Annotated in this window: 22 protein-coding genes; 12 read left to right on the forward strand and 10 right to left on the reverse strand. The window is 69.9% G+C overall.

Annotated features, from left to right (window positions below; translation table 11 throughout):
* Positions 1–57: 57 nt before the first annotated feature.
* Entirely contained in the window at positions 58–972 is a 915-nt protein-coding gene (locus J5Y04_RS01020; RefSeq protein WP_209408998.1) for a metal-dependent hydrolase, read from the reverse strand.
* Positions 973–1,300: 328 nt separating this feature from the next.
* Between J5Y04_RS01020 and J5Y04_RS01025 the strand changes: the two genes are divergently transcribed.
* The 4 genes from J5Y04_RS01025 to J5Y04_RS41245 all read left to right on the forward strand — a co-directional run bounded on the left by J5Y04_RS01025 (position 1,301) and on the right by J5Y04_RS41245 (position 4,323).
* Complete coding sequence (locus J5Y04_RS01025) at positions 1,301–2,077, forward strand: TnsA-like heteromeric transposase endonuclease subunit (RefSeq protein WP_209409001.1); 777 nt, start codon at positions 1,301–1,303, stop codon at positions 2,075–2,077.
* A complete protein-coding gene (locus J5Y04_RS41235) occupies positions 2,077–2,424 on the forward strand; it encodes a hypothetical protein (protein ID WP_245203952.1) in 348 nt (115 codons plus the stop codon). The genes J5Y04_RS01025 and J5Y04_RS41235 overlap by 1 nt, the downstream gene beginning before the upstream one ends.
* An 81-nt stretch (positions 2,425–2,505) precedes the next feature.
* A complete protein-coding gene (locus tag J5Y04_RS41240) occupies positions 2,506–3,132 on the forward strand; it encodes a hypothetical protein (protein ID WP_245203953.1) in 627 nt (208 codons plus the stop codon).
* Between the two features lie 27 nt (positions 3,133–3,159).
* Positions 3,160–4,323 (forward strand): hypothetical protein, encoded by a 1,164-nt coding sequence (locus J5Y04_RS41245; RefSeq protein ID WP_245203956.1) that lies wholly within the window; start codon positions 3,160–3,162, stop codon positions 4,321–4,323.
* A gap of 11 nt (positions 4,324–4,334) precedes the next feature.
* On the opposite strand, the gene J5Y04_RS41250 is transcribed toward J5Y04_RS41245, so the two are convergent.
* A complete protein-coding gene (locus J5Y04_RS41250; protein ID WP_245203958.1) occupies positions 4,335–4,790 on the reverse strand; it encodes a hypothetical protein in 456 nt (151 codons plus the stop codon).
* 163 nt (positions 4,791–4,953) lie between these two features.
* Here J5Y04_RS41250 and J5Y04_RS41255 point away from each other — a divergent pair, with 163 nt between their 5' ends.
* A complete protein-coding gene (locus J5Y04_RS41255) occupies positions 4,954–5,604 on the forward strand; it encodes a hypothetical protein (protein WP_245203960.1) in 651 nt (216 codons plus the stop codon).
* 3 nt (positions 5,605–5,607) lie between these two features.
* Positions 5,608–7,611 carry a TniQ family protein gene (locus J5Y04_RS01040; protein ID WP_209409003.1) on the forward strand — a complete coding sequence of 668 codons (2,004 nt, stop codon included), beginning with the start codon at positions 5,608–5,610 and terminating at the stop codon, positions 7,609–7,611.
* 111 nt (positions 7,612–7,722) lie between these two features.
* On the opposite strand, the gene J5Y04_RS01045 is transcribed toward J5Y04_RS01040, so the two are convergent.
* The 8 genes from J5Y04_RS01045 to J5Y04_RS01085 form a co-directional block, all read right to left on the reverse strand.
* The gene (locus J5Y04_RS01045; RefSeq protein ID WP_209409006.1) at positions 7,723–10,179 is read right to left on the reverse strand and encodes an alpha/beta fold hydrolase; all 2,457 of its coding nucleotides are present in this window, start codon (positions 10,177–10,179) and stop codon (positions 7,723–7,725) included.
* Positions 10,180–11,336: 1,157 nt separating this feature from the next.
* Positions 11,337–12,116 carry an IclR family transcriptional regulator gene (locus J5Y04_RS01055; RefSeq protein WP_209409009.1) on the reverse strand — a complete coding sequence of 260 codons (780 nt, stop codon included), beginning with the start codon at positions 12,114–12,116 and terminating at the stop codon, positions 11,337–11,339.
* 367 nt (positions 12,117–12,483) lie between these two features.
* Complete coding sequence (locus J5Y04_RS01060) at positions 12,484–13,944, reverse strand: catalase (protein ID WP_209409012.1); 1,461 nt, start codon at positions 13,942–13,944, stop codon at positions 12,484–12,486.
* Between the two features lie 71 nt (positions 13,945–14,015).
* Positions 14,016–15,281: an allantoicase gene (gene alc / locus J5Y04_RS01065; protein ID WP_209409015.1), complete on the reverse strand. Its 1,266-nt coding sequence runs from the start codon at positions 15,279–15,281 to the stop codon at positions 14,016–14,018.
* Entirely contained in the window at positions 15,278–16,666 is a 1,389-nt protein-coding gene (allB, locus tag J5Y04_RS01070; RefSeq protein WP_209409018.1) for an allantoinase AllB, read from the reverse strand. The genes alc and allB overlap by 4 nt, the downstream gene beginning before the upstream one ends.
* Positions 16,667–16,797: 131 nt before the next feature.
* Positions 16,798–17,955, reverse strand: a complete 1,158-nt coding sequence (locus J5Y04_RS01075) for a glycerate kinase (protein WP_209409022.1) — start codon at positions 17,953–17,955, stop codon at positions 16,798–16,800.
* Between the two features lie 436 nt (positions 17,956–18,391).
* Positions 18,392–19,279 (reverse strand): 2-hydroxy-3-oxopropionate reductase, encoded by an 888-nt coding sequence (locus tag J5Y04_RS01080; protein ID WP_209409025.1) that lies wholly within the window; start codon positions 19,277–19,279, stop codon positions 18,392–18,394.
* A gap of 61 nt (positions 19,280–19,340) precedes the next feature.
* On the reverse strand, positions 19,341–20,186 hold the full coding sequence (locus J5Y04_RS01085) for a TIM barrel protein (protein ID WP_209409028.1): 846 nt from the start codon (positions 20,184–20,186) through the stop codon (positions 19,341–19,343).
* A 213-nt stretch (positions 20,187–20,399) separates the two neighbouring features.
* Here J5Y04_RS01085 and J5Y04_RS01090 point away from each other — a divergent pair, with 213 nt between their 5' ends.
* The 6 genes from J5Y04_RS01090 to J5Y04_RS01115 all read left to right on the forward strand — a co-directional run bounded on the left by J5Y04_RS01090 (position 20,400) and on the right by J5Y04_RS01115 (position 24,861).
* On the forward strand, positions 20,400–20,645 hold the full coding sequence (locus tag J5Y04_RS01090; protein WP_148642267.1) for a thiamine-binding protein: 246 nt from the start codon (positions 20,400–20,402) through the stop codon (positions 20,643–20,645).
* The gene (locus J5Y04_RS01095) at positions 20,642–21,022 is read left to right on the forward strand and encodes a helix-turn-helix domain-containing protein (protein WP_209409031.1); all 381 of its coding nucleotides are present in this window, start codon (positions 20,642–20,644) and stop codon (positions 21,020–21,022) included. The genes J5Y04_RS01090 and J5Y04_RS01095 overlap by 4 nt, the downstream gene beginning before the upstream one ends.
* A 223-nt stretch (positions 21,023–21,245) precedes the next feature.
* Positions 21,246–21,749, forward strand: coding sequence for a 2-oxo-4-hydroxy-4-carboxy-5-ureidoimidazoline decarboxylase (gene uraD / locus J5Y04_RS01100; protein WP_209409034.1), 504 nt, complete (start codon positions 21,246–21,248; stop codon positions 21,747–21,749).
* Between the two features lie 75 nt (positions 21,750–21,824).
* Complete coding sequence (uraH, locus tag J5Y04_RS01105) at positions 21,825–22,160, forward strand: hydroxyisourate hydrolase (RefSeq protein ID WP_209409037.1); 336 nt, start codon at positions 21,825–21,827, stop codon at positions 22,158–22,160.
* A gap of 27 nt (positions 22,161–22,187) precedes the next feature.
* Positions 22,188–23,108, forward strand: a complete 921-nt coding sequence (pucL, locus tag J5Y04_RS01110) for a factor-independent urate hydroxylase (protein WP_209409040.1) — start codon at positions 22,188–22,190, stop codon at positions 23,106–23,108.
* A 289-nt stretch (positions 23,109–23,397) separates the two neighbouring features.
* The gene (locus J5Y04_RS01115; RefSeq protein ID WP_209409043.1) at positions 23,398–24,861 is read left to right on the forward strand and encodes a nucleobase:cation symporter-2 family protein; all 1,464 of its coding nucleotides are present in this window, start codon (positions 23,398–23,400) and stop codon (positions 24,859–24,861) included.
* Positions 24,862–24,875: the final 14 nt, after the last annotated feature.

Here is a 24,875-nt window from a genome sequence, read left to right on the forward strand (position 1 = left end):
CGGGCGGGGGCGGCGGGCGAGGGTGACGGGCAGGGGCGGCGGGCGGGCTGCGGTCCGTCAGCGGCCGGCCGCGGCGCGGGCGGCCGGGGAGGTGGCGAGGTAGCCGAGGGCCTGGCTGGAGGAGCCCTCCTGGGTCGGGTGGTAGCCGGGCCGCAGGTAGCGCAGGCCGGAGCGGACCGACCCAAGTGGGTCGGGCAGCAGGCCGCGCCGGGCGATCCGGCCGGCCTCCCGCCAGCTGGGCCGCAGCCGGCCGTCCAGGGTCGGGTCGGCGGCCAGCAGGAAGCGGGCGCCCCGCACCCAGAGGTGGACCAGCAGCGGGCCGGAGACCGCCATGCCGCGGACCCGCCGCAGGTAGCCCGGGTCGAGGTGGACCATCAGGTCGAAGGCGACGCTGCGGTGCTCGACCTCCTCCGCGCCGTGCCAGCGCAGCAGGTCCAGCATGGTCGGGTCGGCCTTGGCCCGGTCCAGGCCCGGGGAGTTGAGCGCCCAGTTGCCGAGGAAGGCGGTGAAGTGCTCGATCGCTGCGACGAAGGCGACCCGCTCGATGATGTTCTCGCGCCGCCGGGCCGGTGACAGCCCGGGCTTGTCGCCGAGCACGCGGCGGAACAGCCAGGAGACCTGGCGGACGTACGGGCGCGGGTCGAGGCCCTGGCCGAGCAGGTGGTCCAGCACCTCCTGGTGCGCCTCGGCGTGGATCGCCTCCTGCCCGATGAAGCCGAGCACCTCCTCGCGCAGCTGCTCGTCCCGGATCAGCGGCAGCGCCTCCTTGAACACCTTGACGAACCAGCGTTCGCCCTCGGGGAGCAGCAGGTGGAGGACGTTGACGATGTGGGTGGCCATCGGCTCGTCCGGGATCCAGTGCAGCGGCAGTCCGGCCCAGTCGAAGCGGACGTCGCGGGGCTCCAGGACGAGGGCGTCGTGCACGCGCGCGGCGGGGGCGGCGACGGCGGGGACGGGGGTGGTACTGGACATGGGAGGGCCCTCCTGACCTGCGGTGGCGGCTCGGCTCAGGGGAAACGTACTCGCGGGTAGCGGCGGCGACAAGGGTTTCGGCACCCCTTATCGACATCGAGTCTAATAAGTGATGTGCACCGGACGGCGGCCCGGGAAACGCACGGTGTGACTTCGATCGGTAGATTGCGAATCCGAGCTGTAGTTTGCGAGCGGCGTCCGAGGGCCGGTCAAGTCACGTTGAGTAGTGGTCATGTGCTGTCTCTGGCGGCGCTCAGGTATGTGACTGTGGTGCTGTGGACCGGTGGGTTCTTCGGCTGGGACCTCGATCGGGTCCGATGTCTGCGGTGTGGATGACCTGTTGGTGGCGTACGCGGATGATGCCGCTGAGCGGGATCGTCTTCGGCTGGCCGATGGCTGGCTGCGTCGCTGGGTCGGTACGTGGCTGATCGGCGGGACCGAGGTCTCGTGGCCGCTGGGGGACATGGCGTCGGTTCCGGTGCTGGCCTCGCGGCCGGTGCGGAAGTTCACGTGGCGGTCTCGGCAGGGGCACCGGCCGGGCTTGCAGTTCATGGTTTCCACGGGGCGGCACCACGGCTTCGAATCGCTGGAGGAACAGCGCGTGCTGCTCGCGCTGGACTTCGTCGGCGTCCTGGAGGCCCTACCACAGCCGTTCGAGCTGGACTTCGAGCACCAGGGAGGACGGTCGCGGCACGTTCCTGACTTCCTGGCGGTGATGCCCGGCGGCAGGATCTGGCTCTTCGACGTCCGCCCGAAGCGGCTGATCAAGCTGGAGGACCGGTTGAAGTTCGCCGCTGCCCGGGAGGCGGCCGCGGCCTGCGGCTGGGGCTATTCGGTAGTGGCCGGCTGGCGGGAGCACGTGCTGACCGGCTTGGACCACCTGTCGTCACAGCGCCGTCCACTGCCGGACTGGCTCGGTCTGGAGGGAGAGCTGCTGGCAGCGGCGCCGCTGCGGTTCGGTGAACTGGTGGCGGCGACGAGGCTGCCGGCCGTCGCCCGCGCGCACGCGACGCACCTGCTCTGGCACCGGCGCCTGGGCGTCGATCTGGGCCGGCCGCTCGGCGACACCTCGCTGGTCTGGCCCACTCGCGTCGGCGGCCTGTGATGTGGTCGTTCGACCTGGCCGCGGGCGCGCGGGTGGTACTGAACGGCGTCGAGTGGACGGTCACCGGGATCGAGCCGCAGTTCGGTCGGCTGACGCTGGCCACCGAGGAGGGCCCGGCGGAGGTCCGCTCGTTCGCCTGGCTGGTCAACCATCCCGATGCCCGGCCGGGACGGCCCGCGCCCGCACCGGCCGCAGGGGTGGGCGTCCAGCCTCCAGGCCCTGCGGACCTGACGGAGGACCAGCTGCGGCGGGCCCGGCTGCGGGCCGAGCACGTCCGGGAGGCGGTGACCGGGTTCCGCGAGGGGACCGCGTCCCTGGCCAGGCCCGGCGAGCCGCGGCCTGCCTAAGATCCCGCGACCACAACGCTGACCGAGCGGCGGCGGGCGAAGGTCGCCGAGCTGAAGGCACTGCCCGCCGACGAGGCGGCGATGCTGGGACTTGCCGGGCTCGGACTGCGCACGCTCCAAGGCCTGTCCACGGTCGCTCCGCAGGATCTGCTGGCGGCCTGCGCGGACGGCCGGTGGACCCGGCGGCGCGGTCCGCGCCGCAGCATCACCCCGGAGATCCGCGAGGCGGTCTTCGCGGTCCGCAAGGAGTGCCAGGGCCGTTCACGGATCAGCATGAGCGCGAAGCACCGTCTGCTGCACCAGTACGTCGCGGAGCGGTTTCCCGACTTCCCGACCGAGAAGGTCCCCTGCCGGGACACGCTGGCCGCAGTCTGGCAGGAGTGGTTCGGCCCGCAGGGCGGCCGGCAGCGTTACCTGCGGTCGGCCGCGGCAGCGGAAGAGGCGGGCGTCCAGGGCCGGGTGGTCGTCCACCGGCCGGGTGAGGTGCTGGCGCTGGACTCCACTCCGCTGCCGGTCAAGCTGCGCGAGTCGGTGTTCGGGGAGCCGGTGAGCGCGACGCTGACGCTCGGCCTGGACCTGTTCACACACTCGGCCCCCGCGTTCCGGCTTACCCCGCAGGCGGATCAGTCGGTCGACGTCGCCATGCTCCTGCGGGACGTGATGCTGCCGCTGCCGATGCGTCCGGGCTGGGGCGAGGAGATGGCCTGACCCTATCCCGGCGTCCCCGCCGAGATCGTGGCCGAGTTCGCCGGGCACGAGGTCGCCGCCCTGCCGTTCTTCACCCCGGAGACGGTCACCACCGACCACGGCGGCCCCTACAAGAGCCACGAACTGGTATCAGCGGAACGGGAGTTGGGATGCAACGTCCTGCCCGCCCGGGCTCTGCGTCCGACCGACAAGTTCGCCGTCGAGCGCGCGTTCTCCGCGTTCAAAACGCTGCTGTTCGAGCACCTACTGGGGTTCACCGGAACGGACGTCGCGGACCGCGGAAGCGACCCGGAGGCGGACGCGGTGCTGACGTTCTCCCAGATGGAACACCTGATCGCCACCTGGATCGTCCAGGTCTGGCAGGCCCGGGAACTGGGCGAGTACGCCCCAGCCTGGGGACCGGGCGAGCGGCACAGCCCGAACTCGCTGTTCGCGGCGGCGATGCAGCAGGGCGGCTTCTCGCTGCGGATCCCCGAGCCGGAGCTCTACTACCGGCTGCTTCGTCGGCACCACGTCAAGATCCACCCGCGTCGGGGGGTGAAGATCCTCGGGCTTTGGTATCACGCTCCGGTCCTCGACGAGCCGCGCTACCTGCTGCCGTCGCAGCGCGGCGGCCGGCACGCGGGCAAGTGGGCCGTCTCCAGCGACCGGCGCGACCGACGCACCGTGTTCTTCCAGGACCCCGACGACCACCAGGTCTGGCACACGCTGCGATGGAACGGACTGCCGCCCGAGGGCGAGGTCCCCGCGTTCTCCGACAAGAGCGCGGCCGACCTGCTCGCCGAGGCCCGGCGGGCCGGACTGGCCCCGCGCTCGGACGCTGAGCTGCTGCCGGTCCTGCTGAAGCTGCTGGGCTCGGTCACCCCGGTCGCGGCCTGGCCGAGCCAGGCTGGGAAGAAGGACCGCGCCGCCCGCTCGCGCGAGCACACGCGGGCCCAGGCCGCGGCCACCGACCGGCCGCAGCCTGACGCCGTCCCTGCACCTGCGGCGATGCCGCAGCCGTGGGAGCGGCACGCCCAGGCCGTCCGGGCGGCGGTCGACGCCGACCGCCGCCGCCGACGCGAGAGCGCGGAGCCGGCCGCGCTGACGGCGCCGCCGCTGCTGGAGGAGTCCTTGCGCAGCAACCTGTTCCTCCTTCCCGCCCACGCCCCGGTCGGCCAGGCCGACGACGAACCCCTGGAGAACACGTGACGGCATCCGGATCAGGCGATCCGCAGGACCAGTGGCCGTCGCGCGAACGGCTCGCCGAGCTCGTGCTGCGGCCCGCGCTGCACCGCGACACCTTCGAGGGCTGGCAGCACTACCGTCGCACCCGCGGCCAGTTGCTGCCCCCGCCGCGACTGACCCCGAAGCAGTGGGCGGTGCTGCCCGTCGACCGCCGATTCGACTACGACATGTTCCGCCGGCTCACGAACGTGAACCTGCCGCTGCAGCAGACTCCGATGGCGGCGAAGGTGACCCGACTGATCAAGCGCCGACTGCACGGCAACGCGCTCAAGATGGACGACCCGACACTGGCGGGCGTGATGGTCAGCGGCTTCGGCCACTACGGCAAGACCGCCACGGTCAGCGCGGTCTGCGCGGCGTTCGAGGACTCCTGGCTGCAACTGCACGACTTCCTCAACCAGGCCGCCGTTCCCGGCACCGCCGACCTGCACGCGCCGGTCGTCTATGTCTCCACCCCGGTCACCGCCACCCCGAAGAGCACCTGCCAGGCGATCCTGCGGTTCTTCCGGGCCGACATGCGCGCCTCGGCGACACTGCCCCCGCCTGGTCCAGCTGGTCGCCGACACGCTGCGGGACCACGGGGTCCGCGCGCTGGTGCTGGACGACATCAACCGGCTGCGAATGCACCGCGCCGACGACCAGGACGTGCTCGACCTGATCCGCGCGTTCATGAGCCTGGGAGTCACCTTGATCCTGACCGGGGTGAACATCCCCGGCACCGGGCTGCTGCGCGAGGCGAAGTGGAGCGCGAAGCAGCAGCAGTGGGTGCTGCCCTCGCTGGAGTCCACCCGGGTCAACGGCCTGGAGCCCACTCAGACCGAGCACCGCTTCGAGCTGGTCGAGATGGACCGCTTCCGCTACACCACCAGTGAGCAGATCAACGCGTTCCTGCAGCACCTTCGCGGCATCGAGGTCCACCTGCGGCTGCTGAACGCCAAGCCGGGCATACTGACCGAGGGCACGATGCCGGAGTACCTGATGCGCCGCACGAACGGCGTCGTCGGGCTCTTGGGCCGTCTCATCGAGGACGGCTGCCAGGAAGCCATGGACAGCGGCCGCGAAGTGCTGGACGAAGGCGTGCTGGACGAGATCGTGATCCGCCGCGACGACCCGCAGCTGGCCCCGGAAGAGGTCGACCCCACACCGCCGGCCACCACTCCACAAGCACCTGTCCGCCGACGCCGCGGCCGCAACACCGTCTTCGACGACCACGGGCCCGCCTCAGCGACCGGGCCAGCGGGCTGAGCCATGACCATCCCTGCCCACCGCATGGCCAGGTGCCTGGTCCCGCTGCCGGACGAGTCGCTGCCCGGCTTCGCGCTCCGCCTCGGCCATCGCCTTCACCTGCCACCGGGACACATCCTCTGGCGGTTCGGGCTCGTCGGCGTCCAGCCGACCTCGACCCTCGCCCCGAGCGCTCGCCTGCACTTCATCGACCCGGTCAGGCGCGAGCGCTTCGCCCAGATCATCGGGGTCAGCCCTCAGGCCGTCGACCAGCTGACCCTGCATCCCCTGGTCAGGCGGTTCCCGCCGGCGTCCCACGCGTTGAGCTGGCCGGGTGGTCCGGGCGAGCCGCCCAAGATCCGCCAGATCATGCCACCTTGGATCCTGACTTCTTTCAGCCGCTACTGCCCCCTTTGCCTGGTCGGAGACGGCTCGGCCGTCCAACAACGACACGGCGGTCCATGGCGCCGCCGTTGGCGACTGGCCACCAGCTTCGCCTGCGTCAAGCACCGCAAGTTTCTGGAACACGAGTGCCCAGGCTGCCGCAAACCGTCCGGCCTCACCCTCATCGAGGGCTGGCCCGGTTCCCTCCAGCTGATCGGCAACCCCGGAGTGGAGGACCTCCACCCTGCCAGCTGCCGCAACGACGCCCATCGCGGGCGGCCCGGAGTGACCTGCGGCCACCGACTCGACCAGCCCGCCGACCAGTTGGCCCGGCCCCTGCCGCAGAACCTCGCGGATCTACAGTCCCGTCTCGATTGCCTTCTCGATGAGGAGACCGCGCCGGAGCACGCCTTCGCGGCCTTCGCCGACCTTCAGTTCATTACCGCGGTTGTCCTTGCGACCTGGCCCGCAACGGCGGACATGGTCACCGCCGACCAGAAAGCCGCTGTCGACGAGCACGTGGCCGCCCAGGAGAAACTACTGCCCGGATTCAACGTTCACCGTCCGCCCCGCGACGAAGGCGTCCTCTGGACCTACCTGCCACGCGCACCGCTGGCCTCCGCCGCGGTCTTGTCCATCGCGGACCAGTTACTGAGCCTTCCGGAAGGGGAACTCCTGGAGGAACTGAGACAGTTGGACCGCCGATGCCCCGAACGTGACAACAAGCGCTGGGGGGCGACCTGGAAGCTTCTGGACAAGGAAGCCTCACCCGCCCGCCGCGCGATCGTCCAGCAGACACTGCGCAGGCCCGCCCCCGGTCCGCGGCCGCGCATTCCCTTCTCAGCCTGGTCACGGCGTCAGATCGTCACCTCGCTCCTCACGCTCGCGATCGGCAAGCGTCACGACTTCGCGCCCGAGAACATCCCCCAGGAACTCCCCGACCATTGGTTTCGGATCTTCTGGACGGATGTGGACCGCCCGTTCCCGCCCTACTCGCGCAGGGTCCGGCGCACCGTCGCGATTCTGCTCGTTCAAGCCGCCGAAGACATGGACGCTCAACAAGCGGCCGAGTATCTCGGCCTCCCACTCGGCACCGACCAGCCAGCGCCCCCAACCTCGCAGTCAATCCCCTTCAGCTTCCAGCAACGCGCGGACGAGCTTCGTGAAAGTCTCGGCCGACTGGCCGACCACGTCGCTGCCATCCCCGCAGCCGACCGCATCGACTACCGGCGTCGACGCCAGCAACACGAGTCCTGGCATCTGAACGACGAGGCGTTCGCCGAGCTCGTCGAGCGCTACGTCGCGGCCAACGAACGACGACCGCCAGCGCTGGCAGACCAACTGCAGGAAGCTCTGTCCGCACTCATCTGGTCACGTGTCACTGGCAGCGAGCCGTGCCTCGCCCCGTGCTTCCGGCCCCCGTTCGCCGCGTCAGGCCGCAGCATCATCACATCGGATCCGGCGATCCATCTTGCCCGTCGGATCAGAGGAGCTGGCCCTCGTTCGCCCTACTGGGTCCTCCTGCCGGCCCTGGCCCACCACGCCGACGGTCTGCTGGCAGACCCGATTCGCGCCGCTGGTAGTGGTAATGCACGGCCGAGAATCTCGGTGGCGCGGACGGCTCGGGGAAGCCCTGCTCCGTAAGGAGCGGCTCCAGTCGCTGTGAGCAGGCCCAGCCCTGCCGTGGGGACCATCTACTCGCCTCATTCTTGCACGGCAATCCCTTTCAGCTCCCGCGCGGGGCTGCTGGCGGGCCTACTCATGACCGTCCACTGCCTGAAAATGAGACCAGTCGACGGGCTTCGGGGCCGTGTCGTCCGCACCGACATTGAGTTGGATCTCCTCGTACTGCTGTAGGGCGATGTTGCGTGGATTTCCGGCGTACGCCTTTCCGTTGACGTATGCACTCACCGGGCCGATCGCCGGCCCGACGCGCGTAGCCGAGAGCGGCTGTCGCCAGACGTCGAAGAATTGGCCCAGGGTGTACCCGGTCTGGGTGGGAGAATCGACGTGGATAACGCCGTCCGACACTCTGGTATTCAGCTGGTAGGAGCAGTTGCTGGCCTTCACGTAGGTACCACTCGGCGTGGAGACCGGGATGGGTGTGACGACGCCAACGCCAGCGGGGACACTGCGTGGCCGGCCGTTGACGTAGACCGCCAAGTGGGACTGGATGCGGTAGGCAGCGTGGCCAGCGACGCTGCATGAGAGGCCGTCGACGATCGGCCCGCCAGCGGCCGCACCTGCGGGTGCGAGCTCAGATCCGGACTCCAGGCTGATGCCTTCGGGCCCGGTCTCAGCTGGCGCGGTGAGCCTCGGTGAGACCGCGATACCGACGCCGACACCGACGCCAATACCGATGCTGAGGATGCCGAGACCGAAGAAGAGCCACTTGCGGCGGCGAATGAAGTCCCATCCCCGGCTAACAGAGCGAGATCCGCCTTCCTCGGGCTCCCGACCCCCGCCTTTCATTCTATTATTCGTGACTATCGTTTCCGCGTGGGGTGCGCCTGATTTGTCTTTCATTCGGTCGTAAACGCTGATCTTCAAGTGCGCGTTCTCCCCGATTGCAGGAAGGGCCCTGGCAGCGTGGGGAAGTTTGATGATCAAAGCCTGGCTGCCGTCTTTCTGCCGTGTATGCTCCAGCGGCGCGTCAGCGACCAGGTCCAAGTGGTCAATTTCCCCCTCCCGCATGGACTTCCATGCACACCAAGATTCCAGATTAGTCCTATCGCCCAGGGGCTTCATATCAACAATGAGCCAGTCACCCCAGTCGGGTACTTGCTCAAGATGGTCGTCAAGACAGAAGGCTCCTTTTGGCTCATTGAGCTTGAACACATGCAGGGACAGCGCGTACCGCATCAGGCCATCATGAGACTTCTTCTTCCCGCTCCCCCCGGTCGAATTTTCACGCGCGATCGCGTCCATGTCATAAAGAAACGTGCTAACCAATGACACCGATCCAGATTCCGTAGACTCCTTGCTGAGCGAGATCGGGCACCCGTGCTCGGACCATCGCTCGCTCATCACGATCGAGAGCCCGCGGATCGCCAGACGCACATTGACTTGCCACTTGGAACCCTTCGGGCCGGATGGAGTGGGCGTAAGACCGCCCAGCTCTACCTGAATACCCCACCGGCCGAATAGGAAGCGTCGCAGGTTCTGGTAGCCCTCTTCAGAATTAACCAAGCCATAGCGACCGGAGTGGGACTTGTAAACATAAGCCTTTGGGGACCGGCGAATGAAAGCTCTATCCATGAGAACCAGCCCGTCACTCCCCGAGCCCACGAGGTGTCGAGAAAATCCAAGCGCAGCCTCATAATCTTTCCAGTCTGTACCAACCAGACAGAACATTTTGTCGGCAGGGAACACGTCCTCCGGAATTTCCTGCGGGTCCCATCTCCGCGGAGCTTTGTCGCCAAATTTTGCGCCACGGTCTAGGTAGCCGTACATCAGACCTGGAACGAAGATATCCGAACCATAAACCCCAAACAGCTCCTGAAATTTTTTGGAACCGCTCACACGTGTGGAGATTCCCCCGTGCGGCGTGCCATAGGTGAAGAACTTCTCGACTAGCTTTTTCGCTTCTTGCCGTTTATGGCCGCTCGGAGTAGCGGGCTCTGTCTCGCTATGCCTTCTTCCAGGTTTTACCCGTTGAGCGATCTTTTTTAGCCTCGTAGCAGTCGGCTTAACCAAGCGGCTTGGCAATGATGGGCGCCGCCCGCCCCTATAAGTATCCGGCAAGAAGCAGATCTTCTGCATCATGCAGCGCACAATCAGGCCGCCCATGGAGTGGGCGACAAGATAGACCTTATCCGCGCCCGTCTTCCGCCGGATTAGAATGATGAAGTCATACAGGTCGGCAGCCGCTTCTTCGATGTTAAACTCAACCGGATCACGTCGAGGCTTAAAGGTCGTAGCCGACTGGTCGTAGAACCTGAAGACCCAGAGTGAATTCGGCTTGACCTTGCGATCCTCGGCATTTTTGAGGTATCGATGCTGGTCGCCCTCCACGAACAGCTCGTATTGCTCATCAATCATCAATCGCAGCAGAGGGCTTTCGAATTGATGAAAGTCCGGATCACCATCTCCACCCATTCTGTAATGCACGGCTCCGAGATTGAATCCGTAGAACGGATCGTCCACCGCAGCATCAATATCGGACTGCCGCATGGCATACCCGCGCACGTAGATGATCGGCAGCTTCTCCATCCCACCTCCGCACGCCCTCATGGTTGTACAAAAGGGTTCCCGAGCAGGCAGAAGGGATCACACGGGCTGAGCAGTATCACCCGTACGATCCAGCCGTCCCCAGCAACGCATCCGAAACTGTGGAGCGCCGCCGGGGCTGGCTTATGTCGAACCGCATACGGGCAGGGCTCCCCACACAGGAGGCGTCCGGGTAAGAGTCGAAGCCATGGCGAGGGCATGGATCGAGCCGGTACTCCGTCCGCCTCGATCCAACAAGTCGAGGATCTACTCGGCGAGCGCCCCCTGGGCCGGACCCTCGGCAGTCGACCATGTTTGCTCTGACAGTAGGGGATGACATGGGACTGTGCCTGTTTCCTGGTGATGGGGACGTCACTTCACCGGGCCTGAGCCTCTCCTGCACCGGTTCCACCGCTTCCGCCAGCGGTTGGCGCAAGCCGAGAGCTTCGAGCTCTCCCAGATGCAGGGGTTCGGCGGAGATCGGCCGTGGAGTGACGTCTCGACAACGCTGGAGCCGCTCCTCGATCACCGGGATGACGACAGCGAACTCTCGGCTGCCCAGTGTGGCGCTGTGATTCCCGCCTGGAACAGATCGCTGCACTACGGGAGGCTGATTGCGGCGATGCAATGATGCAGCAGCACATCGAGTACTGCCACCAACTCGTAGTTGTCATGAAGTTCTGCGGGGCGGGGGATGTGGAGCTCATCTTCGGGTGAGAGCCTGACAGGCACACCCTGTCAGGAGCGGCCTGTCAGGCGCTCAGGCAACGTGGGAGTCGCCATCGGACACGACAGAAAGGCAGCCTGACCGTCTGCCATCTGGCAGACAGTTCACTGAGCACGTTCATCCATCCCTGGCTGAGCATCTCGATGAGTACGCGGACACCTGTCAGCAGCCGGATCTGTCACCCACGGTCACCACAGCCGGACGGCCCCTCGCAAACTAACGCTCGGAACGGCGCGCAAACTACAAGTCGAAAACCCCAGCTCAAAGAAGACGGACTCGCAAGCTACCCATCGGAGTCACACACGGGCCCCGCCGAATCCCGGAAGGGGTTCGACGGGGCCTGCGGTCGACCTGCGGTACGACGGGGCCTGCGGTTGCCCTGTCGTACGGCGGGGCCTGCGGTTTCGGCGGGGCCCGCGACGCGGGCCGGCGGTCAGACCGCCATCGCCAGCATCAGCGGCGCCGCCCGGGCCGCCAGCAGCTCGGCGGCCGCCTTCAGCCGGTGCACGTTGTCCACCGGCATCGAGGTGGCCAGGCAGCCGACCGTGCTGCCGGCCATCACCGGGACGGCCGCGCAGACGGTGCCGAGCGCGTACTCCTGGATGTCCAGCACCGGCACGGTGGCGGGCTGGCGCTCCAGCCGGTGCATCAGCTGGTCGGCGTCGGTGACCGTCCGCGAGGTGAGCCGGGCCACCGGGTGCCGGGACAGGTGGTCCCGGCGGGCGTCGTGGTCGAGCTGGCTCAGCAGGCACTTGCCGATCGCGCTCGCGTGCGCGGTGGCCCGGAAGTCCACCCACTCCTGCACGGCCGGCGCGTGCTCGGCGGCCGAGACCGCCTCCACCGACAACTCGCCGTCGTGGTACCGGCTGAAATACACCGCGGCACCCAACTCATCGCGCAGGTCGGCGAGTTTGCGGTCCAGCCGGGCGCGCACCAGCTGCTCCCGGTTGTACTGCCCGAGCAGCGCGAACGTGCCGCCGAGCACCCAACCGCCGTCCTGGCACTGGAGATAGCCCTCGATCTCGAGGATCTCGGCGAGCCCGCGAACCGTCGACAGGCTCAGGGAACTCTCCCTGGCGAGGGAGACCAGGGTGGCACCGCCGGGGTGCCGGTCGACGGCCTCCAGCAGTCTGAGGGCGTGCTGCAAGGAGGTGAACGGACCGGGCGTGCCCCGGTCCAGTGCGGCGTGACGACCCGGGGCTGGTGTCGACATGTCGTCCCCTTCCGATGTCCGCCCGCGGAGCGACCTGCGGGCGCCTCCAGCCTAGCCACCCCGGGGGCCCGGCAGTTGCCGTCCGCGAATATTCGGTGAAGGTGCTGGACGGGCCCGAGGGCCGCGTGCTTCGCAGGGGGCCGGCGGACGCCCCCGGGAGTCCCGGCGGACGGCGCCCGACGACCACCGGCCACGGGCCGACGACAACCGGCCACGGACCTGCGGGGCCCGACCGGCGGCCGGTCCCGGAAGACGGAACAGCCCGGAAGAAGGAACGGGCCCCTCCCCCACTGCCCTGGGGGAGAGGCCCGGTCGCGGCCGCCGGGGTACGGGCCCGGGCGGCCGGTGAGGGTGGTCGGACGGGGCGTCAGCCCTCGTCGCCGGCGCGCAGCTTGGTGACGGCAGCCTCCAGGCGGGCGCCGTACTCCTCGTCGGCGGCGTGGAAGTGGGCGAGGTTCTTCTCGACGATGTCGTCGCGCGAGACCTGCGCCAGGAAGCCCGCGATGTTGTTGATCAGTCGGGTCCTCTCGCCGGCCGACATCAGGCGGTAGAGCTCACCGGCCTGGAAGAAGTCGTCGTCCTTGGTGTGCGCCGGCGTGGTGTAGGTGCCGGTGTAGCCGTCCAGCCTCACCGGCGCGGCGAGCGCGCTGTCGGTCTGGGCGGGGCCGTCGTACGAGTTGGGCTCGTAGTTCTTGCCGCGGCCGGACTTGTTGACGGCGGAGAAGCCGTCACGGCCGTAGTTGTTCGCCTCGGTGGCCCGGGGGGCGTTGACGGCGAGCAGGGTGTGGTTGACGCCGAGGCGGTAGCGCTGGGCGTCGGCGTAGGCGAACAGGCGGCCCTGGAGCATCTTGTCCGGAGACGGGCCGATGCCGGGCACGAAGTTGTTCGGCGAGAACGCGGACTGCTCGACGTCGGCGAAGACGTTCTCGGGGTTGCGGTTCAGCACCAGGCGGCCGACCTTCACCAGCGGGTAGTCGGCGTGCGGCCAGACCTTGGTGAGGTCGAACGGGTTGAAGCGGTACTCCGCGGCCTCCGCGACCGGCATCAGCTGGACGTAGAGGGTCCAGGACGGGAAGACACCGCGCTCGATGGCCTGGTGCAGGTCGCGCTGGTGCGAGTCGGCGTCGGCGCCGAGCACCTCGGCGGACTGGTCGCCGTCCAGCGAGCGGATCCCCTGGTTGGTCTTGAAGTGGTACTTCACCCAGAAGGCGTCGCCCTGCTCGTTGACCCACTGGTAGGTGTGCGAGCCGTAGCCGTTCATGTGGCGGTACGAGGCCGGGATGCCGCGGTCGCCGAAGAGCCAGGTGATCTGGTGGGTGGAGGCCGGCGAGTGGGCCCAGAAGTCCCAGACGTTGTCGGCCTCCTGGATGCCCGTGTACGGGTCGCGCTTCTGCGAGTGGATGAAGTCGGGGAACTTGATCGGGTCCTTGATGAAGAACACCGGGGTGTTGTTGCCGACGAGGTCGTAGTTGCCCTCCTCGGTGTAGAACTTCACCGCGAAGCCGCGCGGGTCGCGGACGGCGTCGCTGGAGCCCAGGTTGCCGGCCACGGTGGAGAAGCGCAGGAACAGCTCGGTGCGCTTGCCGACCTCGGAGAGGAAGGCGGCCCTGGTGTACTGCGAAACCTCGTCGGTCACCTCGAAGTAGCCGTACGCGCCGGAGCCGCGGGCGTGCACGACGCGCTCCGGGATGCGCTCGCGGTTGAACCGGGCGAGCTTCTCCAGGAGCTGCTGGTCCTGGATGAGCAGCGGGCCGTACTCGCCGGCCGACGCCGAGTTCTGGTTGTCGGCGACGGGCGCGCCGGACTCCGTGGTCAGGATCTTGGACATGGGGGGTCCTTCGGGTGTCGATAAAGGCGTTGCGTGGAGAATGAGGTGACTGGGCCTCAGGTGAAGGATGCTCAGATGCCGAGCAGGCGCCAGACGGCGGAGCGGCGGCGGGAGGAGTGCTCGCCGTCCGGGCCGTCGGCCGGCCGGAGCGCGGCGACGGCGGTGGCAGCCGCGGCCTGGTCCGCCAGCGGGCGGGCGGCGGCCAGGGCGGCGGCCTCGTCGGCGGCCAGTCCGGCCTCGGTGAGCGCCGCGACGGCCTCGGCGGCCGGGACGGCGTTGAACCAGCGCAGCGCGAGGGCGGCGCGGCCGGCCTCGGTGAGGCGGCCGGTGAGGCGGAGCCGGGCGAGGCCGCCGTCCGGGTAGACGTTGATCCGGACGTGCGTGACGGGGCGGCCGACGTCGAGCCGGAAGCGGTGGCGGGTGTCGGGCTGGAGGCGGGTGCGGGGCAGGATCTCGAACCAGCCGTCGCGATCCTGCGACGGGTCGCCGCCCGCCGAGGCGTCGTAGCCGGTCAGGTCGGCCCAGCCGGGGGCGTTGGCGACGAAGTGGGTGGTGTCCACCTCGGCTGCCAGGACCTCGCCGCCCCCGGCCAGGGCGATCTGCACCCAGTCGTTGGCCTTGTCGCGCCGACGCCGGGTCTCCCAGCCCTCGCCCATGACGGAGGCGCGACCGGGAGCGTTCAGGTTGTGCGGGGAGGAGAAGTAGCGGTCGGACGCCGCCTCGGCCACCCCGCCGTACTCCTGGGCGGCCAGGTCGAAGGTGAGGCCGTCCAGTTCGCGCGGGTCGGGCAGCACCTCGCCGTGCACGCGGAGCCGGGCGACGCCGCCGTCCGGGAAGATGTTGAGGCGTACGTGCGTGAAGCGGGTGCCGTTGTCGACGGCGAACTCGTGCGCGGTGTCGCCCTGGAGCGGGGTGCGCGGCAGCAGTTCGACCCACTCGGCCGCGGTCAGCTCCTCCGGCGACGGGTGACCGGGGACGGCCGCGGCCTCGACCGAGGCGCTCTCCGGGTAGTTGCCGGTGAAGTGCGCGGTGTCGACGACCAGCCCGCGGACGACGCCGCCGACGCCGAGCCGCACGATCGTCCAGTCGTGGTCCTCGTCGGTGGGGTGCGGCTGCTCGGCGCTGACGCCGCGGCGGCGCTTGGACTCCCAGCCGTCCATGATCTGGCCCTTGTGGCCGAAGGTGTGCGCGCGGAACTCGGCGGGCTTGGCGACCAGCAGGTTCTCCGCGTCCGCGAAGGTGTCCTCGTTGGTGGCGACGACGCCGGCGCCGAGCAGCCGGGAGGCCAGGTTGACCAGCTCGGTGAACGGAGCGCTCGGGGTGTTGACGGTGCTCACTGAGACTCCTCGTGACGGGTGACCGGGCGGGTGACTGGGCGGGTGATCTGGCGGCCGAACGGCTCGGCCGTGACGTCGACGACCCGGCCGCGGAGCCAGGTCGTGCGCACGGCGCCGGTCAGCGTCCGGCCCGCGTACGGGGTGACGGGGTTGCGGTGGTGCAGCTCGGCGGCGTGCACGGCGAAGTCGGCGTCCGGGTCGAAGGCGACCAGGTCGGCGTCGTGGCCGACGGCGATGGCGCCCTTGGTCCCGGTGAGGCCGACCAGGGAGGCCGGGCCGCTCGCCATCCAGCGGACGACGTCGCCGAGCGTGTGGCCGCGGCGCCGGGCCTCGGTCCAGATCGCCGGCAGGCCGAGCTGGAGGGAGGCGATGCCGCCCCAGGCGGCGGCGAAGTCGCCGCTGCCGCCGAGCTCGGGCAGCAGCTTGAGCTCGGGGGTGGACGGCGAGTGGTCGGAGACGACCGCGATGAACTCGCCGGCGGCCAGGGCCGCCCAGAGCGCGTCGCGGTTGGACTCGTCGCGGATCGGCGGACAGCACTTGAAGGCGGTGTCGCCGTCCGGGACCTCCTCGGCCGCGAGGGTGAGGTAGTGCGGACAGGTCTCGGCGGTGACCCGAACGCCGTCCTCCCGGGCCTGGCGCAGCAGCGGCAGCACGGCGGCGGAGGAGACGTGCAGGATGTGGACGCGGGCTCCGGTGCGGCGCGCGGTGTCCAGCAGCCGGGCCACGGCCGCGGTCTCCGCGTCGGCGGGGCGGGAGGCCAGGAAGTCCCGGTAGTGGACGCCGGGCTGCTGCGGGGCGGCGTCCAGGACGGCCGGGTCCTCGGCGTGGATGATCGCCAGTGCGCCGATCCGGGCCTGCTCGGCCAGCGCGGCCTCCAGGTCGGCCTGCTCGACGTGCGGGAACTCGTCCACGCCGGAGGGTGCGAGGAAGCTCTTGAAGCCGAACACGCCGGCGCGGTGCAGCGGTTCGAGGTCGGGGACGTTGCCGGGAACGGCGCCGCCCCAGAAGCCGAGGTCGATCCAGGCCTGGCCCTCGGCGACCTTCCGCTTGGCCTCCAGGCCGTCCACCGTGGTGGTGGGCGGGACGGAGTTGAGCGGCATGTCGATGACGGTGGTGACACCGCCGGCGGCGGCGGCCCGGGTGGCGGTGGCGAAGCCCTCCCACTCGGTCCGGCCGGGCTCGTTCACGTGCACGTGGGTGTCGACCAGGCCGGGGAGCAGGGCGGTGTCGCCGAGGTCGGTCAGGTGCTGGTCGCCGGCCAGGAGGGAGCCGTGCTCGGCGATCTGCTCGATCCGCCCGTCCCGGATCAGCACGTCCGCGGGACGCTCGCCGTCCGGCAGGACCACCCGGCGGGAGCGGATCACCACGGTGTCACTGAAGGGCATGGGGGGCCTCCGAAACCTGAAAGAGCGGTTGCCTGAAGAAGAGTTGAGGACTTCGTCGAAGGATTGCCCGGAGCCTAGGGCCGCCTTCAACAAAACGTCAATGGAGGAACGTACGAGAGGCGTACGGGTCGCTAGCGGGCCAGGAGCGCGGCCGCGAGCCGCTCCCCCGCGACCTCGGCCAGCTCGGCCGCCTTGGTCATGCTGTCCCCGGGTTGTTCGGCCAGGTCGGTGAGGGCGTAGGCGGCGGCGAACCCCGCCGCCCGCCACTCGCGCTCCGACAGTTCCAGCCGCCCTGCCACAGCGGCCACCCGAACCCCCGCCCGGGCGGCCGCCGCGGCAACTCCGGCGGGTGCCTTGCCATGGAGCGTCTGAGCGTCCAGGCAGCCCTCGCCGGTCACGACGAGGCGTGCCCCACGCACGGCCTCGTCGAAACCCAGCAGTTCGAGCATGAGCTCGATGCCGGGTCGCATGGTGGCGCCGAGCAGGGCGAGGGCGGCGAAGCCCACCCCGCCCGCGGCCCCGGCGCCGGGGGCGTCGCGGAAGTCCCGTCCGACGGCCTCGCCGACCACGTCGGCGAAGCGGGTCAGGCCCTCCTCCAGGATCACCAGGTCGTCGCCGTCGGCGCCCTTCTGCGGGCCGTAGACGGCGGTCGCGCCGCGCCGGCCGAGCAGCGGGTTGTCCACGTCGCAGGCCACCACGACCTCGACCCCGGTGAGCCCCGCCGCAGGTGTCCCGGTGGCCAGCGGGCCGAGGTCCAGCCGGGCCAGCCGGCGCAGCGCGGCGCCGCCGGGCGGCAGCTCGGCGCCGTCGGCGTCCAGCAGCGAGACGCCCAGCGCCTGGACCATGCCCGCGCCGCCGTCGGTGCAGGCGCTGCCGCCGAGGCCGAGCACGATCCGCTTGGCACCCAGGGAGACCGCCCGGCCGATCAGCTGGCCGACGCCGTAGGAGCCGGCCGCGAGCGGGGCGGTCCGGCCGCCGGGCAGGCGGGCGAGACCGGAGGACTGCGCCAGCTCGACCACGGCGGTGTCGCCCCGGACGGCGAGCGCCGCGTCCACGGGCAGGCCGGTGGGGCCGGCCACCTTGGCCGGGATCCGGGTGAAGCCGGCCGCCAGCGCGGCGGCCAGGGTGCCCTCGCCGCCGTCGGCGACGGGCAGTTCGCGGACCTCGGCGCCGGGCGCGGCGCGGCGGATGCCGGCGGCGATCCGGGCGGCGACCTCGGCTCCCTCCAGGGTGCCCTTGAACTTGTCGGGAGCTACGACCACATGGCCCTGGGTGGGGGTGGCGGGCATGGCGTGGGCCTCACTTCCGGACGGGTCTGGCGATGGTTCGTCAAGCATGTGCCCTGGCGGCCGTGGCGGCCCGGGTTCGGTTGGGGGCGGCCCCCTCCCCGCCGTTCCCCTCGTCCCGCTTCCGACGTACGAGGGGCTCCCCTCGGCGAAGGAGGGGGCCGGGCGACGCGCAACGGCACGACCGAAGTGCCCCCGACAGGGAGTGCGCGTCACCGGCTTGGACGATCGGCAGGAGGCGGATGAGCCCCAGCCCGCCTGCCGATCGGGCCTGGCCTCCTGGTGGCGCGGGCACGACCGGATAGGTACACGCCACCAGGAGGAGTCTGTGGTGCCGGGGCTCGACCGCCCCGGCCCGGGGCCGGGGTCTCACCACCCCGGCCCCGGAGGGTGCCGCGCACCGCGCGCCCGGGAAGGGCGGCGGCGGGCGACTCGTGGGCTACTTGACCTCGCGGCCCGACAGCCGCTCGACGCCGCGCAGCAGCGCCGAGTGGTCCAGGGAGCCGTCGCCGTTGGCACGGGCCGAGGCGACCAGCTGGGCGACGACCGCGCCGACCGGCAGGGCCGCGCCCACGGCGCGGGCGGCGTCGGTGACGATGCCCATGTCCTTGTGGTGCAGGTCGATGCGGAAGCCGGGGGCGAACTCGCGGTCCAGCATGTTCGCCTTCTTGCGGTTGAGCACGGTGGAACCGGCCAGGCCGCCGCCGAGCACGTCCAGCGCGGCACCGAGGTCGACGCCGGCGTTCTCCAGGAAGACCACGGCCTCGGCCAGGACCTGGATGTTGACGGCGACGATCAGCTGGTTGGCGGCCTTGACGGTCTGGCCGGCGCCGGCCGGGCCGACGTGGACGACCGTGGTGCCCAGCGCGTCGAACAGCGGCTTCGCCTCGGCGAAGTCCTCGGCGGCGCCACCGACCATGATCGACAGCACGGCCTCGACGGCACCGGCCTCGCCGCCGGAGACCGGGGCGTCCAGGGTGCGGACGCCCTTCTCCTTGGCGGCGGCCTCGACCTTGATCGAGGTCTGCGGCGTGATGCTCGACATGTCGATCACGAGGGTGCCGGCCTTCACGTTCTCCAGCACACCGCCCTCGCCCAGGATGGCCTGCTCGACGTGCGGGTCGGCGGGGACCATCGTGATGACGACCTCGGCGTCCTTCACCGCGTCCGCGATGCTGGTCGCACCGTGGCCGCCGGCCGCGACCAGGGCGTCGATCTGCGGCTGGGTGAGGTTGTACCCGGTGACGTGGTGGCCGGCCTTGACCAGGTTGGCGGCCATCGGGCTGCCCATGATGCCGAGGCCGATGAAGGCGATCTTGCGGCTCATCGCGTGGTTCCTTTGTACGTGGAGGGGTGTGGGGTACCGAGGGCCGGTTCGGCGGCGCGCGTCAGTGGGACGGGCGCAGCTCGCGCGGGAGCCACTCGAAGCTGTCGGCGCTGACGCCGGTGAAGGGGCGGTACTCCAGGCCGATCCGGCCGGTGTAACCGGCGGCGGCGAGGCGGGCGAAGAGGTCCTCGAAGTCCAGCCCGCCGGTGCCGGGCTCGTTGCGGCCCGGGTTGTCGGCGATCTGCACGTGGCCGAAGCGGTCGGCGTAGGTGTCGATGACGGCCGCCAGGTCCTCGCCGTTCTTGGCCAGGTGGTACAGGTCGCAGAGGAACTTCGCGTTGCCGAGGCCGGTCGCGGCGTTCACCTTGTCGACGACCTCGACGGCGGCGGCGGCGGAGACCAGCGGGTAGTCCGGGGACTCCGGCCGGTTCAGCGCCTCGATCAGCAGGACCGCGCCGATCTCGTGGGCGGCCCGGGCCGCGAGGACGAGGTTCTCCAGCGCGAGCGCGTCCTGCTCGGCCGGGTCCACACCCTCGACCCGGTTGCCGTAGAGGGCGTTGAGCGCCTTGGTGCCGAGGGAGGAGGCGAGCCCGGCGGCGACCGGGACGTTGGCCCGGAAGCGCTCCCGCTCGGCCGGCACGGAGACGGTACCGCGGGCACCCCTGCTCAGGTCGTCCAGGAAGTTGAGGCCGGTGAGCTGTACGCCGGCGTCGGTGAAGGCCTTGCGGAGCGCGTCCTGCTCGGCCTCCGACGGGGCGTGCTCCTCGCCGAACGGCCACCACAGCTCGGCGGCGGTGAAGCCGGCGGCGGCGGCTGCGGCCGGACGCTCCAGGAGCGGCAGCTCGCTGAACAGGATCGACAGGTTGACCGTGAAGCTGTGCTGGGCGGCGGCCGTCACGTCAATCACCTCTCACTCTCTTCCTTCATCCGCAACTTCCACGATCCGGAAGAGGGATTCTGCTTGGTGGAAGCATGTCCGGAGCGCCGATCGGGTGTCAAGACCGCCGCAACAATTTGTTGAAGCCTCTCCGGAGCGCTCCGCCCCAGGCCCGGCCGCTGTTCGATCGACCAGCCCCTGACCCCGCCCGCACCCGCTCGCTAGAGTGAGCGGGTGCGATTGATGGTGGAGTTCACGACAGAACCGTTCGAACTGGACACGTTCCCGGAGCACGCGGTGGCGGCCCGCAAGGTGGTCGACGAGGCCGGCCTGGCCGTCTCGGTCGGTCCCTTCGGCACCGGCGCGGAGGGCGAGGCCGAGGAGGTCCTGGCCGCCGTGACCAAGCTGCTCAGGAACACCCTGGACGCCGGCGCGACCCGGATCTCCGTCCAGGTCAGCGTCCTCGGCGAGGAGGGCGGTACGCCATGACCGAGCACCTGGAACACCCGCTCTCCGCGGCGATAAAGCCGCTGCTGGCCGCCGTCGGCGCGACGCCCGTCCCGCTGGACGAGGCCAAGGCCGAGGACGTCGTCCTGGAGTGGGAGGGCGTCCCGGCACTGGCCGTCCGGCTGCCCCACCTGAGCAGTGCGCTGGACCGCCTGCTGGCCGAGATGGCCCGCCAGTTCGACGGCCGCCCGCTGTCCGAGCTGGACCGCTGGGAGAAGCAGCGGGTGGTCGCCCTGCTGGAGGAGCGGGGCGCCTTCACCGTCCGCCACGGAGTGGAGACGGTCGCCACGGCGCTGGGCGTGAGCCGCTTCACCGTGTACAACTACCTCAACCGCCAGGACGGCTCGAAGTCCGGCTGAGTACGAACGGACGCGCCCCTGCGGGCGTGTCCGGGGGTGCCCCTGCCGGTCCGGTCAGTCTTCACCAGCCCCCGGCGGGGCACACTTGTCTCATCGCACACGAAACGGCCTGGTAACCGGGGCCCGTTCAAAACGTAACCACCAACCGTTAAACAAAGTGTTGACGGCCCGGGTGGGTGGATCTAGCTTGTGCGGGTGGCACCACTCTTCAGGAGGTCCACCCGTGACCAACCACCCCCACGCCCTTGACGCCCTGGCGGCGGCCGACGCCGCCGAGCTGAGGGCGATCCTGCTGGAGGTCTGCTCCAGCCCCCGTTGGGCCGACGCCGTCGCGGCGGCCCGCCCGTGGTCCGACCGCGCGGCCCTGCTCGACGCCAACGCGTCGGCCATGGCCGCACTCGCGGCCGACGACCTGCACGACGCGATGGCCGGCCACGCCCGGATCGGCAAGCCCAAGACGGGTGACGCCACCTCCGAGCGCGAGCAGGCCGGCATCAGGGGAGTGGACACCGCACTCCTCGACGAACTGCGCGAGGCCAACGCCGCCTACGAGGCCAAGTTCGGCCACGTGTTCCTGATCTGCGCGACCGGCCGCACCGCGGACACGATGCTCGCCGCCCTGCGCGAGCGCTTCCCCAACGACGCCGCCACCGAGGCGGAGATCGTCCGGGGCGAGCTGCGGAAGATCAACGACATCCGCATCAACCGCCTGCTCGACGAGGCCTGACGGCCACGCGCCTGACGTACCGTCAGTTCTTTCCGACGTAAAGTCACATCTGCCATCAGTAAGGTCACTTCACCCATGACTGGCATCTCCACCCACGTGCTCGACACCAGCCTCGGCCGCCCGGCCGAGGGTGTCCCGGTCGAGCTCGCACTGCACACCGAGGGTGGCTGGAAGGTGCTCGGCACCTCCGCCACGGACTCCGACGGCCGGGCCAAGGACCTGCCGGCCGTGGAGGCGGGCTCGGTCGTCCGGCTGCTCTTCGACACCGCCGCGTACTACGCGGCGAAGTCGGACGAGACGCCGTTCTTCCCCGAGGTCTCGATCGTCTTCACGGTCGCGCCCGCGCAGCACCACTACCACGTGCCGCTGCTGCTCAACCCGTTCGGATACTCGGTCTACCGCGGAAGCTAGACCGCCTCATTGATTGGGAGCCATGTCATGGCCCACGTGCTCGGTCAGAACCAGTACGGCAAGGCGGAGAACCGCATCGTCCGGATCTACCGTGACTCGACCCGTCACGAGATCAAGGACCTGAACGTCTCGGTCTCCCTCCAGGGCGAGTTCGAGGACGTCCACCTCACCGGGTCGAACGCCAACTGCCTGCCCACCGACACGACGAAGAACACCGTGTACGCCTTCGCGAAGGAGTACGGGATCGAGTCGGCGGAGCAGTTCGGCATCACCCTGGCGCGGCACTTCGTGGACGACACCGAGCGCGGTGTGGTGCACAGCGCCCGGATCCGGATCGAGGAGTTCGCCTGGGACCGGATCAAGACGCCGGACAACTCGGCGCGCTTCATCGGCTCCGAGGAGGTCGGCCACTCCTTCGTCCGCAACGGGCAGGAGACCCGCACCACCGAGATCGTCTACGACGGCGAGAACGTCCAGGTCATCTCGGGCCTCAAGGACCTCATCGTGATGAACTCCACCAACTCGGAGTTCTGGGGCTACATCAAGGACAAGTACACCACCCTCCAGGAGGCGTACGACCGCATCCTCGCCACCCAGGTGACGGCACGCTGGAAGTACGGCTTCAACGGGCGTGACGGCGAGGCCCAGCCCAACTGGAACCGCTCCTACGCCCACGTGCGGCGCCACCTGCTGGAGGCCTTCGCGGAGACCTACTCGTACTCGCTGCAGCAGACCCTGCACGCGATGGGCACCCGCGTCCTGAACAACCGCGCCGAGGTGGACGAGGTCCGCCTCGAACTCCCCAACAAGCACCACTTCCTCGTCGACCTGGAGCCGTTCGGCCTCAAGAACGACAACGAGGTCTACTACGCCGCCGACCGGATGTACGGCCTGATCGAGGGCACCGTGCACCGCGAGGGCGTCGTCCCGGTCATCCCGGTCGCCTGACCTCACCACCCTCATGACCCCGCCCGGCACCGCTGCACCCTCCGGCCCCCACGGGCCGGCCGCTGCCGGGCGGCCGGAAACACCCGCTCCACCTGCACCACCTGCACCACCTGTTTCTCCACCCCCCACCCACCGGAGATCGTGCCCGCCTCACGGCGGCCGGCCCGGGGCGCTGGGGAGGCCGGCCGAGGGACCCTTGCACCGCCGTCCCGCCCTCGGCCAGGGCATTGCCAGCCAGTCTCCAGCGCCACGGGCGCGCCGCGAGCCACGGGTACAAGAGGGGCTCGACATGGCACCCAGCAACACCAGCAGCACAGACGGCGGTTCCACCCCTGCAAGATCTTCTGGTCCGGACGGTGCGTCAAGCAGCCTCCCCGGCAAGCCGTCCGGACCGGAAACCCACCCCGTGGACGAGTTGCTGCCACCGGTGAAGCTCATCACCACCGGCCTGCAGCACGTCGCCGCGATGTACGCGGGAGTCGTCGCTCCCCCGCTCATCGTCGGTGCCGGCGTGGGGCTCTCCCCCACCGAGCTCGCCCTGCTCATCTCGGCCAGCCTGTTCACCGCCGGGCTGGCCACCCTGCTCCAGACCCTCGGCCTCTGGAAGATCGGAGCGCGGCTGCCGTTCGTGAACGGCGTCTCGTTCGCGGGCGTTGCGCCCATGATCGCCATCGCCAAGGAGCACGGGCCGAAGGACGCCCTCCCGGTGATCTTCGGCGCGGTGATCGTCGCGGGGGTCCTGTGCTTCCTCGCGGCACCGTACTTCTGCAAGCTCATCAGGTTCTTCCCGCCGGTCGTCCAGGGCACCGTGATCACCCTCATCGGGGTGTCCCTGCTCCCGGTGGCGGTGAACTGGGCGCGCGGCGGCTCGCCGGGCGCCCCCGGATACGGCTCCGTGCGGGCCATCGGCCTCGCCGCGATCACCCTCGTCGCGGTGGTGCTCTGCAACCGGCTGCTGCGCGGCTTCTGGCAGCAGCTCTCGTTGCTCATAGGACTGGCGATCGGCACCCTGCTCGCCTTCCCGCTGGGCCTGGCCGACTTCGGCCCGGTCCAGGACGCGAAGGTCTTCGCGCTCCCCTCCCCGTTCCACTTCGGCGCACCGCTGTTCGACGCGGCCGCGATCGCCTCGCTCTGCATCGTCATGGTGGTCTCGATGACCGAGTCCACCGCCGACATGCTGGCGCTCGGCAAGATCGTCGACCGTGAGGCCGACGAGCCCGTCCTCGCCGCCGGCCTGCGGGCCGACGGCCTGGCCACCGCGCTCAGCCCGGTCTTCAACGGCTTCGCCGCCAGCGCCTTCGCCCAGAACATCGGGCTGGTGGCGCTGACGAAGATCCGCAGCCGCTTCGTGGTCGCGGCCGGCGGAGGCATCCTGATCGTGCTCGGGCTCTTCCCCGTGCTCGGTTCGGTCGTCTCCCTCGTACCGCAGCCCGTCCTCGGCGGCGCCGGGATCGTGCTCTTCGGCACGGTCGCGGCGAGCGGGATCCGCACCCTCGCGGAGGCCGGGATGGAGTCCAGCTCGAACACCATCCTGGTGTCCGTCTCGCTCGGCGTCGGCATCATCCCGATCGCCGTCCCGACCTTCTACGACGCGTTCCCGGAGGCCGTCCGCACCCTCATGCACTCCGGGATATCGGCCGGCTGCGTGATGGCCGTCCTGCTCAACCTGCTCTTCCACCACGTCGGGGTCGCCCGCCGGTCGCCGGCCGATGGAACACCCGGCACGACGGTGCCGACGGCGACACCGTCCTGACCCACCGGGCGGGC

Origin of the sequence: Kitasatospora sp. RG8, assembly GCF_017813315.1 — a bacterium.
Taxonomy (GTDB): Bacteria; Actinomycetota; Actinomycetes; order Streptomycetales; family Streptomycetaceae; genus Kitasatospora.

Coding starts and splice junctions, on each gene's coding strand:
- J5Y04_RS01115 (WP_209409043.1), top strand. CDS start 23,398: ATGGCACCCAGCAACACCAGCAGCACAGACGGCGGTTCCACCCCTGCA.
- pucL (WP_209409040.1), top strand. CDS start 22,188: ATGGCCCACGTGCTCGGTCAGAACCAGTACGGCAAGGCGGAGAACCGC.
- J5Y04_RS01040 (WP_209409003.1), top strand. CDS start 5,608: ATGACCATCCCTGCCCACCGCATGGCCAGGTGCCTGGTCCCGCTGCCG.
- J5Y04_RS01075 (WP_209409022.1), bottom strand. CDS start 17,955: ATGCCCGCCACCCCCACCCAGGGCCATGTGGTCGTAGCTCCCGACAAG.
- J5Y04_RS01020 (WP_209408998.1), bottom strand. CDS start 972: ATGTCCAGTACCACCCCCGTCCCCGCCGTCGCCGCCCCCGCCGCGCGC.
- allB (WP_209409018.1), bottom strand. CDS start 16,666: ATGCCCTTCAGTGACACCGTGGTGATCCGCTCCCGCCGGGTGGTCCTG.
- J5Y04_RS41235 (WP_245203952.1), top strand. CDS start 2,077: ATGTGGTCGTTCGACCTGGCCGCGGGCGCGCGGGTGGTACTGAACGGC.
- J5Y04_RS41240 (WP_245203953.1), top strand. CDS start 2,506: ATGCTGGGACTTGCCGGGCTCGGACTGCGCACGCTCCAAGGCCTGTCC.
- J5Y04_RS01060 (WP_209409012.1), bottom strand. CDS start 13,944: ATGTCCAAGATCCTGACCACGGAGTCCGGCGCGCCCGTCGCCGACAAC.
- J5Y04_RS01045 (WP_209409006.1), bottom strand. CDS start 10,179: ATGGAGAAGCTGCCGATCATCTACGTGCGCGGGTATGCCATGCGGCAG.
- J5Y04_RS01090 (WP_148642267.1), top strand. CDS start 20,400: ATGGTGGAGTTCACGACAGAACCGTTCGAACTGGACACGTTCCCGGAG.
- uraH (WP_209409037.1), top strand. CDS start 21,825: ATGACTGGCATCTCCACCCACGTGCTCGACACCAGCCTCGGCCGCCCG.
- J5Y04_RS01095 (WP_209409031.1), top strand. CDS start 20,642: ATGACCGAGCACCTGGAACACCCGCTCTCCGCGGCGATAAAGCCGCTG.
- J5Y04_RS01055 (WP_209409009.1), bottom strand. CDS start 12,116: ATGTCGACACCAGCCCCGGGTCGTCACGCCGCACTGGACCGGGGCACG.
- J5Y04_RS01080 (WP_209409025.1), bottom strand. CDS start 19,279: ATGAGCCGCAAGATCGCCTTCATCGGCCTCGGCATCATGGGCAGCCCG.